This is a genomic window from Agromyces zhanjiangensis, assembly GCF_040496055.1.
Classification (GTDB): Bacteria; Actinomycetota; Actinomycetes; order Actinomycetales; family Microbacteriaceae; genus Agromyces; species Agromyces zhanjiangensis.
In genome coordinates this window covers 619852-631538 of record NZ_JBEPKB010000002.1, presented here as the reverse complement: position 1 = coordinate 631538, position 11687 = coordinate 619852, and the positions used below count along the sequence as shown (strand labels likewise).

The 11687-nt window shown below is 73.0% G+C and carries 12 protein-coding genes; 10 read left to right on the top strand and 2 right to left on the bottom strand.

All coding sequences use genetic code 11. The features are described from left to right. The 5 genes from leuD to ABME02_RS06120 are packed head-to-tail and all read left to right on the top strand — an operon-like array spanning window position 1 to window position 4902. Window positions 1–618, top strand: a complete 618-nt coding sequence (leuD, locus tag ABME02_RS06140; RefSeq protein ID WP_353814368.1) for a 3-isopropylmalate dehydratase small subunit — start codon at window positions 1–3, stop codon at window positions 616–618. Then, entirely contained in the window at window positions 619–1989 is a 1371-nt protein-coding gene (murA, locus tag ABME02_RS06135) for a UDP-N-acetylglucosamine 1-carboxyvinyltransferase (protein ID WP_353814367.1), read from the top strand. Window positions 1990–1996: 7 nt separating this feature from the next. Next, on the top strand, window positions 1997–2773 hold the full coding sequence (locus tag ABME02_RS06130) for a lysophospholipid acyltransferase family protein (RefSeq protein WP_353814366.1): 777 nt from the start codon (window positions 1997–1999) through the stop codon (window positions 2771–2773). Then, window positions 2766–3902 carry an NAD(P)H-dependent glycerol-3-phosphate dehydrogenase gene (locus ABME02_RS06125; RefSeq protein ID WP_353814365.1) on the top strand — a complete coding sequence of 379 codons (1137 nt, stop codon included), beginning with the start codon at window positions 2766–2768 and terminating at the stop codon, window positions 3900–3902. The genes ABME02_RS06130 and ABME02_RS06125 overlap by 8 nt, the downstream gene beginning before the upstream one ends. Then, window positions 3802–4902 carry a D-alanine--D-alanine ligase family protein gene (locus ABME02_RS06120; RefSeq protein ID WP_353814364.1) on the top strand — a complete coding sequence of 367 codons (1101 nt, stop codon included), beginning with the start codon at window positions 3802–3804 and terminating at the stop codon, window positions 4900–4902. The genes ABME02_RS06125 and ABME02_RS06120 overlap by 101 nt, the downstream gene beginning before the upstream one ends. Window positions 4903–4951: 49 nt before the next feature. Here the strand turns inward: ABME02_RS06120 and ABME02_RS06115 are convergent, their stop codons facing one another. After that, a complete protein-coding gene (locus ABME02_RS06115; protein ID WP_353814363.1) occupies window positions 4952–5482 on the bottom strand; it encodes a DUF3515 family protein in 531 nt (176 codons plus the stop codon). A gap of 25 nt (window positions 5483–5507) precedes the next feature. On the opposite strand from ABME02_RS06115, the gene thiL reads away from it, so the two are divergent. Further along, entirely contained in the window at window positions 5508–6506 is a 999-nt protein-coding gene (gene thiL, locus ABME02_RS06110; protein WP_353814362.1) for a thiamine-phosphate kinase, read from the top strand. Here the strand turns inward: thiL and ABME02_RS06105 are convergent. Continuing rightward, on the bottom strand, window positions 6476–7078 hold the full coding sequence (locus tag ABME02_RS06105; protein WP_353814361.1) for an RsmD family RNA methyltransferase: 603 nt from the start codon (window positions 7076–7078) through the stop codon (window positions 6476–6478). The two genes, thiL and ABME02_RS06105, sit on opposite strands and share 31 nt — an antisense overlap. A 48-nt stretch (window positions 7079–7126) precedes the next feature. Here ABME02_RS06105 and ABME02_RS06100 point away from each other — a divergent pair, with 48 nt between their 5' ends. Genes ABME02_RS06100 through ABME02_RS06085 form a run of 4 tightly spaced genes read left to right on the top strand, consistent with a single transcriptional unit; the run spans window position 7127 to window position 11681 of the window. Next, entirely contained in the window at window positions 7127–7942 is an 816-nt protein-coding gene (locus ABME02_RS06100; RefSeq protein WP_353814360.1) for a tetratricopeptide repeat protein, read from the top strand. Beyond that, window positions 7939–10128, top strand: a complete 2190-nt coding sequence (locus ABME02_RS06095) for an ATP-dependent DNA helicase RecG (RefSeq protein ID WP_353814359.1) — start codon at window positions 7939–7941, stop codon at window positions 10126–10128. Before ABME02_RS06100 ends, ABME02_RS06095 begins: the two co-directional genes overlap by 4 nt. A 51-nt stretch (window positions 10129–10179) precedes the next feature. Further along, the gene (coaD, locus tag ABME02_RS06090) at window positions 10180–10671 is read left to right on the top strand and encodes a pantetheine-phosphate adenylyltransferase (RefSeq protein WP_353814358.1); all 492 of its coding nucleotides are present in this window, start codon (window positions 10180–10182) and stop codon (window positions 10669–10671) included. Window positions 10672–10706: 35 nt separating this feature from the next. Next, complete coding sequence (locus tag ABME02_RS06085; RefSeq protein WP_353814412.1) at window positions 10707–11681, top strand: AAA family ATPase; 975 nt, start codon at window positions 10707–10709, stop codon at window positions 11679–11681. Window positions 11682–11687: the final 6 nt, after the last annotated feature.

Below are 11687 nucleotides of genomic sequence, written 5' to 3'. Positions count from 1 at the left end.
ATGGAGAAGTTCAGAACGCACGACGGCGTCGCCGTCCCCCTGCGCCGGTCCAACGTCGACACCGACCAGATCATCCCCGCCGTCTTCCTGAAGCGCGTCACCAAGACCGGCTTCGACGACGCGCTGTTCCACGCCTGGCGCCAGGATCCCGAGTTCGTGCTCAACCACCCGGCGCACGTCGGCGCGTCCGTCCTGATCGCGGGCCCCGACTTCGGCACCGGGTCGAGCCGCGAGCACGCGGTGTGGGCGCTGCGCGACTACGGCTTCCGGGTCGTCATCTCGAGCCGGTTCGGCGACATCTTCCGCGGCAATGCGGGCAAGCAGGGGCTGCTCGCGGCGCAGGTCGCGTACGAGGACATCGAGCGGCTGTGGGAGGCCATCGAGGCCCAGCCGGGAATAGCCGCGACCGTCGACCTGGTTGAGCGTACGGTGAGCATCGGGAGCCTCACAGTCAGCTTCGATATCGATGACTACACTCGGTGGAGGCTGCTCGAAGGGCTCGACGACATCGGGCTCACCCTCCGGGACGAGCAGGCCATCTCCGACTTCGAGGCGACTCGGGCGGGGTGGCGGCCGACGACGCTCCCCATCAGGGAGCCGGCAGAGACAGGGAACTGAGTGAACACACTCGTGGATGACGCGAAGCAGCATGCGACGGCGGTCGGCCTTCCGGTCGACCGCATCACGATCAACGGGGGCAAGCCGCTCCGTGGTCGGATCGAGCTGAAGGGGGCCAAGAACCTCGTCACGAAGGCGATGGTCGCGGCGATCCTCGGCGACACGCCGAGCGTCCTGAAGGACGTCCCCAACATCAGCGACGTGCGCATCGTGCGCGGTCTCCTCGAGGTCCACGGCGTGACCGTGACCGAGGGTCCCGACCACGGCGACCTCATCCTCGACCCGGCGGCGGTCGAGTCGGCGCACATGGCCGACATCGACGCGCACGCCGGTTCGAGTCGCATCCCGATCCTGTTCTGCGGGCCGCTGCTGCACCGCCTCGGCGAGGCGTTCATCCCCGACCTCGGCGGTTGCCGCATCGGCGACCGCCCGATCGACTACCACCTCGAGGTCCTGCGCAACTTCGGCGCGATCGTCGAGAAGCTGCCGAGCGGTATCCGCATGTCGGCGCCGACCGGCCTCAAGGGCGCGAAGGTGTCGCTGCCCTACCCGAGTGTCGGCGCGACCGAGCAGGTCCTGCTCACCGCGGTGCTCGCCGAGGGCATCACCGAGCTCACGGGCGCGGCGATCGAGCCCGAGATCATGGACCTCATCAACATCCTGCAGAAGATGGGCGCCATCATCACGGTCGACACCGACCGGGTGATCCGCATCGAGGGCGTCGAGCGGCTCCAGGGCTACTCGCACCGCGCGCTGTTCGACCGGAACGAGGCGGCGAGCTGGGCGGCGGCCGCGCTCGCGACGGAGGGCGACATCTTCGTCGGCGGTGCACGCCAGCCCGAGATGCTCACGTTCCTCAACATCTTCCGCAAGGTCGGCGGGGCGTTCGAGATCGAGGACGACGGCATCCGCTTCTACCACCCCGGTGGGGAGCTGAAGCCCGTCATCATCGAGACCGACGTTCACCCGGGCTTCATGACCGATTGGCAGCAGCCGCTCGTCGTGGCGCTGACGAAGGCCAAGGGCGTCTCGATCGTGCACGAGACCGTCTACGAGCAGCGCTTCGGCTTCGTCGACGCGCTCGTCGAGATGGGCGCGTCGATCGACGTGCACAAGGAGTGCCTGGGCGGCCGGCCGTGCCGGTTCGGACAGCGCAACTTCAAGCACTCCGCGGTCATCTCCGGCCCGTCGCAGCTGCGCGGCGCCGACATCGAGGTGCCCGACCTGCGCGGCGGGTTCAGCCACCTCATCGCGGCGCTGACCGCCGAGGGTCGTTCGACCGTCTCGAACGTCGGGATCATCGCGCGCGGCTACGAGAACTTCATCACGAAGCTCGAGCTGCTCGGAGCGGACTTCGCGCTCGAAGGATAATGGGTCAGTGCCCCATCGTGACCCCTCCGTCGTGCCCGCAGCGAAGCCCGGCGCCGAGAAGCGCCGCCCGTCGTTCTTCTGGGTGCTGGCCGCGCTGATCCTCCCGCTGTGGAGCCTCGGCGTGAAGTACCGTTTCCACCACCCCGAGCGGATGCCGCAGGCCGGCGCCTTCGTGCTCTCGCCCAACCACTACAGCGAGATCGACCCCCTCGTCATGGGCGTCGCCTCATGGCACCTCGGGCGACTCCCGCGGTTCATGGCCAAGGCGTCGCTGTTCAAGAACCCCGTGCTCGGATGGTTCCTGCGCACGTCCGGCCAGATCCCCGTCGAGCGCGCCGGAAGCAGCAGCCACGCCGCCATCCGCGCGGCGGAGGAGCTCGTCGAGAAGGGCCGGGTGGTCATCGTCTACCCCGAGGGCTCGCTCACGCGCGACCCCGACATGTGGCCGATGCGCGGCAAGACCGGCGCGGTGCGCATCGCGCTCGAGCGCGGCATCCCCGTCGTCCCCGCGGCCCACTGGGGCACGCAGCAGATCATGCCGCGCTACGCGAAGAAGGTGAGCTTCTTCCCGCGGAAGACCGTCGACGTCATCATCGGCGAGCCGCTCGACCTGTCGGCCTACGAGGGCAAGCCGCTCGACCAGGCGACCCTCCTCGCCGCGACGAACGACCTCATGAACGCCATCGCCGCGCTCGTGGGCGAGCTCCGGGGCGAGACGCCGCCGGCCGAGCGATGGGACCCGGCCAAGCACGGGCAGAAGGAGACGGGGCGCCTCGATGGCTAGGGGTGCCGGTCGCCGCGTTCCCGGCAAGCGCGTCGCGGTCCTCGGCGCGGGCAGCTGGGGCACGACGTTCGCGAAGATCCTCGCCGACGGCGGCGCCGACGTCATGCTGTGGGCGCGGCGTCCCGAGCTCGCGCGCGAGATCCAGGAGGCCAAGCGCAACAGCGACTACCTCCCCGGCATCAACCTGCCGATCGGGTTGCGCGCGACGAGCCGGCTCGACCTCGCCCTCGCCGGCGCCGAGCAGGTCTACATCAGCGTGCCGAGCCAGACCCTGCGCCAGAACCTGATCGCGGCGGAGCCGCACCTGCACGCCGAGGCGACGATCGTCTCGCTCATGAAGGGCGTCGAGAAGTCGACGGGGCACCGCATGAGCGAGGTCATCGCCGAGGTGCTGCCGATCGCCGAGTCGAAGATCGCGGTGATCTCGGGGCCGAACCTCGCGCTCGAGATCGCCAAGGAGCAGCCCACGGCGGCCGTGGTCTCGTCGGCGAGCCTCGAGACCGCGCAGTCGGTGGCCTCCGTCTCGCGCAACCGGTACTTCCACTCGTTCGTGAACACCGACGTCATCGGCACCGAGTTCGGCGGGGTCCTGAAGAACCTCATCGCCGTCGCGATCGGTATCGTCGACGGCGCGGGCTACGGCGAGAACACGAAGGCGTCGATCATCACGCGCGGCCTCGTCGAGATGACCGACTTCGCGGTCGCCTACGGCGCGCACCCCGACACGCTGTCCGGGCTCGCCGGGCTCGGCGACCTCATCGCGACCTGCCAGTCGCCGCTGTCGCGCAACAACACCGCCGGGCGCCTCCTCGGCCAGGGCTACAAGCTGCCGGAGGTGGTCAACCAGATGCAGCAGACCACCGAGGGGCTCGCATCGGTCGGTCCGATCCTCGAGCTGGCGCGCGCCAAGGGGGTCGAGATGCCCATCGTCGAGCAGGTCCGGCAGGTGCTCGCCGGCACGCTCGAACCGAAGGACATCGCGCCGCACCTCACGACCGACGACGAGCCCCAGGGCGAAAGGACGATGGATGGACAAGCTCAGGGTGGTTCTGCTCTTCGGCGGGCGCTCCAGCGAGCATTCGATCAGCTGCGCCACGGCGGCGGGAGTGCTCCGGGCGATCGACCGTGACCGCTACGAGCTGATCCCGGTCGGGATCACGCGCGACGGCGCGTTCGTGCTGGAGGCGGACGACCCCGAGCGGTTCGCGCTCGACCCGGAGAACCTGCCCGAGGTGCACGACAACGGCACGCGCGTGCGCTGGCCCGAGTCCGCGGCGTCGCGCGAGCTGCACGTCCTGACCGCGAGCGGCGAGGAGGCCTCGCTCGGCGAGGTCGACCTCCTCTTCCCGATCCTGCACGGTCCGTTCGGCGAGGACGGCACGATCCAGGGCCTGTTCGAGCTCCTCGGACTGCCGTACGTCGGCTCCGGCGTGCTCGCGAGCTCGCTCGGCATGCACAAGCACTTCACGAAGACCGCGCTCGCCGCTGCGGGCATCCCGGTCGCGCCGTGGCGCACCGTGACCGCGCGCGAGTGGGCGGACGACCCGGCCGCCGTGCGCGCCGACGCCGCCGCCCTGGGGCTGCCGCAGTTCGTGAAGCCCGCCCGAGCCGGCTCGAGCGTCGGCGTGAGCAAGGTCTCCGATGCCGGGCAGCTCGACGAGGCGCTCGAGGTCGCGTTCGCCGAGGACGACACCGTGCTCATCGAGTCGGCCGTGATCGGCCGGGAGGTCGAGATCGGCGTCCTCGGCGGGGCGCCCGGCGAGCGGCCGAGGGCGTCGGTCGCGGGCGAGATCGTGCTCACGGGCGACGGGTTCTACGACTTCGCGGCGAAGTACCTCGACGCGCCCGGCGTCGACCTGGTGTGTCCGGCCGACCTCGGCGACGGTCGCCTCGAGGAGATGCGCGACCTCGCGATCCGGGCCTTCGAGGCCATCGGCGCCGAGGGGCTCGCGCGCGTGGACTTCTTCCTCACGGACGAGGGCTTCGTGGTCAACGAGCTCAACACGATGCCGGGCTTCACCCCGATCTCGATGTTCCCGCGCTGCTGGCAGGAGTCCGGCGTGAGCTACCCCGAGCTGATCGACGAACTCATCCGGGTCGGGATGGCGCGGGGCGTGCGCGTCGGCTGAGTGCGGCCCCGGGGCGCGCCGGGGTCACCCCGGCCGCAGGGCGGGGACGTCAGCCCGCGTCGGTCGCCCCGGCCGTGCCGGGTGCGAGACCCTCGAGGTCGGTGCATCCGCCCTCGGCGGGGATCGCCGCGACCGCACCCGAGAGGTCGGCGATGGCCGTCGAGCCGGCGACGGCGTCGTTGTCGACGACCACCTCGACGGCGGGCGAGCGGCCGTACGTCACGAAGCGGTAGGTGGGCGCGTCGGACTCGTCGATGATCCAGTCGACCTCGTCGACGCTCACGCAGCGCAGCGTCGTGGGGCCGGGCGACTCGACCCCGCAGCGGAGCAGCACCGCGGCCGGCGAGCCCCACGCCCCCGTGCCCTGGGCGGTGGTCTCGCGTGCGTCGAGGCCGGCGACCTGGTCGGGCAGGCGCACCACGACCGACGCGCAGTCCGCGTCGGCGGCATCCGGCGCCGGATCGAACGGCACCGGCTGGCTGCAGGCGGCGAGCAGGGGCACTGCGGACGCGGCGACCAGCGAGGCCGCGGCGAGGCGCATGCGGCGGCGCCGGCGGCGGCCTGACGGGGGAGTCGACATCGTCGATCAGGCTACCGTGGGAGCCATGGAGCAGCCTGCACGCGAGCCCTCGCCCACGATCGGCGAACTCGGCGAGACCGCGGTGCTGGCCCGCATCCTGCCGCGCCTCGACCCGGGCGACGCCGCGCTCCTCGGCGCGGGCGATGACGCGGCGGTCGTGGCCGCCGCCGACGGGCGGTTCGTCGTCACGACGGACCTCATGGTGCACGGCCCGGACTTCCGCCTCGCGTGGTCGCGCCCGCACGACCTCGGCTGGAAGGCGGCGGCCACGAACCTCACCGACGTCGCCGCGATGGGCGCGCGGCCGACGGCGCTCGTCGTCTCGATCGCCGCGCCGCCGACGACGCCCGTCTCGCTGCTCGAGGGCATCGCCGACGGTCTGCGCGACGCGCTCGCGGCACTCGCGCCGAGGGCGGGGGTGGTCGGCGGCGACCTGTCCGCATCGTCCGTGCTCACGATCGCGGTGACCGCGTTCGGCGACCTCGAGGGTCGCGCGCCCGTCCTGCGGTCCGGCGCCCGGCCGGGCGACGTCCTCGCCCACGCCGGGGCGCGCGGGGATGCGGCGCGCGGGCTCAAGCTGCTCTTCGCCGAGGCGCGCGACGCCGACGGCGAGCCCGACGCCGACCTCGCCGCTGCGGCCCGGGAGCGGCACCCGCACCTCGTCGGGGCGCAGCTCGCGCCGACGCCGCCGGTCTCGGCCGGCGTCGCGGCCGCCACGGGCGGGGCGACGGCGATGCTCGACGTGAGCGACGGGCTCGCGCGCGACGCGCGCCGGCTCGCGGAGGCGAGCGGCGTCGGGCTCGAGTTCCACGCCGACGCGCTCGGCCCGGACCCGCTGACGGCGCTCGCCGGCGCGGAGGACCACGGCCTGCTCGCGACGTTCCCGGCGGGCACGGTGCCGCCCGAGCCCTTCGAGGTCGTGGGCGTCGCGAACGGCGACCCGGGGCGGCTCACGCTCGACGGCGAGCCGGTCGACACGAGCGGGTGGGACCCCTACTCGGGCTGGGACGGCGGCGCCGGCTGATCGGCCTCGGCCGCCGAGGCCCACCACAGGGTCGTCTCGCCGTAGTCGCGGCGCCGCTCTGGCTCGATGCCGTCGGGCCAGGCGGGTTCGGGGGAGCGGCTGCTGCGTTCCACGACGACCGTCGCGGCGCCGGAGAGGAGCGGGGCGAGGAGCGCCAGGTCCTTCGCGAGCTCGGCCTCGCCGAGGTCGTAGGGCGGGTCGATGAACGCGAGGTCGACGCCGCCGGCCGCCGACTCGAGGTAGGAGGCGACGCTCCTGGCCTCGACGCGGACGCGCGGTGCGCGCACTCCACGCGCCGCCTTCGCGAGGGCGGCGGCGTTGCGCCGGCAGACCTCGGCGGCGGGCCGCGCCTTCTCGACGAGCACCACCTCGGCGGCGCCGCGGCTCGCGGCCTCGAGCCCGAGCGCGCCCGATCCGGCGTACAGGTCGAGCACCGAGGCGTCCGCGACGGCGTCGCGCGCCTCGAGGGCGGAGAAGATCGCCTCGCGCACGCGATCGCTCGTCGGGCGCGTGCCCGAGCGGGGCACGGCGAGGGTGAGCGAGCCGGCGAAGCCGGCGATGATGCGCGTCATGTCTCGGGAGCATAACGGCCCCTCCTCCGGCGCTGCCATGATGGAGGAGTGGATGATTCGACCGACGCCCTGCACGCCGATCCGTCCCATCACCGGGGGCACGAGCAGCAGGCCATCGACCGGATGTGGGACTTCGCGGACCCCGCTGCGAGCGAGGAGCGCTTCCGCGCCGCCGCCGCCGACGAGACGCTGAGCACGCACGGTCGTGCCGTGATGGCCACCCAGCTCGCCCGGGCGATCGGCATCCAGCAGCGCGAGGAGGAGGCGCTCGCGGTGCTCGACGAGCTCGAGTCGGCCGACGCCGGCGACTCCGACGAGGAGGCGGCCGAACTGCGCGCGCGCATCGCGCTCGAGCGCGGACGGATGGCCGCGGCGGGCGAGCGTGCCGACGAGGCCGTCCCCGAGTTCACGCGGGCCGTCCGCGAGGCCGCGCTCGGAGGCTCGACGTTCCTGGTGCTCGACGCGCTCCACATGCTCGCGTTGAACGACGACGGCCACGAGGAGGAGTGGGCCGCCGAGGGCTTCGACATCCTCGAGGGCGTCCGCGATCCGCGCCTGAAGCGCTGGGGCGTGGCCCTGCACAACAACCTCGGCTGGACCAAGCACGACGGCGGCGACGCGCAGGCGGCCCTCCACCACTTCCAGAAGGCCGTCGACGCGGCCGACCGCTACGGCACGCCCGGCCAGCAGCACGTCGCCCGGTGGTCGGTCGGGCGCGCCCTCCGGACGCTCGGTCGCACCGACGAGGCGCTCGAGATCCAACGCGAACTCGCGCTCGCGCGTCCCGACGACCCCTACGTGCGCGCCGAGATCGAGGCCCTCGCGCCCGCGCCGACGGAGGCGGAGCCTACGATCGAGCCATGACGGCCGATCGCGTGGCGGAGGGGGCGCTGACCCTCGACAGCCGCCTGAACGGCGCGCTCGGCGGGCGCACCGCGCAGGCGCTCCAGCGGGCCTTCGGCTACACCACGGTCGGCGACCTGCTCGCGCACTACCCGCGTCGCTACGCCACGCGCGGCGAGCTGACGGCGCTCGCCGAGCTCCCGCTCGACGAGAACGTCACGATCGTCGCCGAGGTGCTCGAGGTGCGCGAGCGCACGATGCGGTCCCGCCGCGGATCGATCCTCGAGGCGAAGATCTCCGACGGCACCGGCATCCTCACCCTGACGTTCTTCAACCAGAAGTGGCGCGCGAACGAGCTGAAGCCCGGCGTGCGCGGCATGTTCGCGGGCAAGGTGTCCGACTACCGGGGCGCCCGCCAGCTCGCCCACCCCGACTACCAGCTCTTCGACGACGCGGTGCCGACGACCGGGGCGGATGCCGCGGCCGTCCGCTGGGCGACCGCGCCGATCCCGATCTACCCCGCCACCGGCACGCTCTCCAGCTGGCAGCTGCAGAGCGCGATCGGCGTCCTGCTCGACGGGCTCGGGCCCGTCGACGATCCGATCCCCGAGCCCGTCCGGCGCGGTCGCGGCATCCGGTCGCACCGCGACGCGCTCGAGGGCGTGCACCGGCCCGAGCGCGACGAGGACTGGAAGGCCGCACGCCGCACGCTCCGCTTCACCGAGGCGTTCGTGCTGCAGACCGCGCTCCTCGAGCGCCGGGCCGCGGCACGCGCGCACGAGGCCGTTCGGCGCGAACCGCGACCCGGCGGGCTGCTCGAGCGGTTCGAGGCGTCGCTGCCGTTCTCGCTGACCGACGACCAGCGCGAGGTCGGCGGCGAGATCCTCGCCGACCTCGCCGAACCGGTGCCGATGAACCGGCTCGTGCAGGGCGAGGTGGGCTCGGGCAAGACGGTCGTGGCGCTGCGCGCCATGCTCGCGGTCGCGGAGTCTGGGGGCCAGTCGGCGCTCCTCGCCCCGACCGAGGTACTCGCCGCGCAGCACCTGCGCTCGATCGCGAAGATGCTCGGTCGCGAGCTGTCGGCGGAGCTCATGCCCACGCTCGTCACCGGCCAACTGCAGGCCGCAGAGCGACGGAAGGCGGCGCTGCGCGTCGCCGCGGGCCAGTCGCGCATCGTGGTGGGCACGCATGCGCTCCTCGGCGACACCACGACGTTCGCCGACCTCGGCCTCGTCGTCGTCGACGAGCAGCACCGCTTCGGCGTCGAGCAGCGCGAGGCGCTGCGCCTCAAGGGGCGCCACCCGCACGTGCTCGTGCTCACGGCGACGCCGATCCCGCGCACCGTCGCGATGACGGTGTTCGGCGACCTCGACGTGAGCACCATCCGGCAGCTGCCGGCCGGGCGGGCGGGGATCGAGACCCACCTCGTCCCGCTCGCCGAGCGCCCGGGCTGGCGGGCCAGGGTGTGGGAGCGCCTCGCGGAGGAGCTCGCGCAGGGACGGCAGGGCTTCGTCGTCTGCCCCGCGATCGAGCCGAAGGTGGCCGAGGAGGACGCCGAGCCCGCCGAGGGCGAGCCGGCTCCGGGCGCCGGCCCCGCGGCATCCGTCGCCTCGGTGCTCGCCGAGCTGCGGGCGCTGCCCTCGCTCGCCGGCGCGCGCATCGCCCCGCTGCACGGGCGGATGCCGGCCGAGGAGAAGGACGACACGATGCGAGCGTTCGCCGCGACGGAGCTCGACGTGCTCGTCGCGACGACGGTGATCGAGGTCGGCGTCGATGTGCCCAATGCGAGCACCATGGTCGTGGTCGACGCCGACCGGTTCGGGGTCTCGCAGCTGCACCAGCTGCGCGGCCGGGTCGGCCGGGGCAGCGTGCCCGGGCTCTGCCTGCTCGTCTCGCACGCCGAGGCCGGGAGCGTCGCGCGGGAGCGCCTCGAGGCCGTCGCCGCGACGCTCGACGGGTTCGAGCTCGCGCGGGTCGACCTCGAGCTGCGCCGGGAGGGCGACGTGCTCGGCGCGACGCAGTCCGGCGGACGGTCGTCGTTGAAGCTGCTCCGCGTCGCCCGCGACGGCGACCTCATCGCCGATGCCCGCGAGGCCGCCGCCGAGCTGCTCGCCGACGACCCGGGACTCGCCGGGCACCCGGCGCTCGCCGCCGCCGTGCGACGCCGTCTCGACGACGAGGCGAGCGAGTACCTGAGCAGGGGCTGAGACTCTCCCGCGCCCGGCCCGGAGCGTCGATCGCGCACTACGCTGGCACGTATGCAGCGGATCGCCGTCGTCCCCGGATCATTCGACCCTGTCACGCGCGGACACCTCGATGTCATCGAGCGGGCCGCCGGCCTGTACGACCAGCTGCACGTCGTCGTCGTGCACAACCCCGGCAAGTCGGCGCTGCTGCCCATCGCGCAGCGCGTCGCGCTCATCGAGCAGTCCATCGCCGACGCCCACATCCCGGGCGACATCGTCGTCGCGTCGTGGAGCATGGGCCTCCTCGTCGATTACTGCACCGACGTCGGCGCCTCGGTGCTCGTCAAGGGCATCCGCTCGCAGGTCGACGTCGGCTACGAGACGCCCATGGCGATCGTGAACCGGCACCTCGCGGGCGTCGAGACCGTCTTCCTCCTGCCCGACCCGGCGAACGCGCACGTGTCGAGCTCGCTGGTGCGGCAGGTCTCCGCGCTCGGCGGCGACGTGGCGCCGTACGTGCCGCGATCCGTCGCCGAGTACCTCCAGGGGGCGATGCGGCCGTGAGCGACACCGAGGGCGGCGTCGGCGTCGCCGCCGCGATGGGGATCGACGAGGTCGGCGACCGCGCCGCGGCCATCGTCCGCAACGTCGAGACGGTGATCAGCGGCAAGCGGGAGGCCGTGACGGCGGCGCTCACCGTGCTCCTCGCCGAAGGGCACCTCCTCATCGAGGACGTGCCGGGCGTGGGCAAGACGATGCTCGCCAAGGCGCTCGCCCGGTCCGTCGACTGCACGGTCAGTCGCATCCAGTTCACGCCCGACCTGCTGCCGAGCGACGTCACGGGCGTCTCCGTCTTCGACCAGGTCTCACGTCGGTTCGAGTTCAAGCCGGGACCGGTGTTCGCGAACATCGTGATCGGAGACGAGATCAACCGTGCGAGCCCGAAGACGCAGTCGGCCCTCCTGGAGTGCATGGAGGAGCGCCAGGTCACGGCCGACGGCACGACCTACCGCCTGGAGCAGCCGTTCACGGTCGTCGCCACCCAGAACCCCGTCGAGATGGAGGGCACGTACCCGCTGCCCGAGGCGCAGCGCGACCGGTTCATGGCCCGCATCTCGATGGGCTACCCGGCCACCGCCGACGAGCTCGCGATGCTCGCCCAGCGCGAGACCGCGAGCCCGCTCGACAGCCTGGAACCCGTCGTGTCGCTCGCCGAGCTCCGCGCGATGATCGAGACGGTCCAGCGGGTGTTCACCTCCGAGCCCGTCAAGGAGTACGCGGTCGAGCTGGCGCGCGCCACCCGGGAGGACCGCCAGCTGCGGCTCGGGGCGAGTCCTCGTGCGACGCTCCAGCTGATCCGCGCGGCGAAGGCGCACGCCGCCATGCACGGCCGCGAGTTCGTGCTGCCCGACGACGTCGACGCGCTCGCCGTCCCGGTGCTCGCGCACCGGCTCGTGCCGACCAGCCGCGCGGTCGGCGGGCACGACCACGACGGCGGCCCGCTGATCGACCAGATCGTTCGTCGCATCGTCGGCGAGACGCCCGTCCCGGTCGGCAGCGCCCGGAGGGAGTGATCCGGA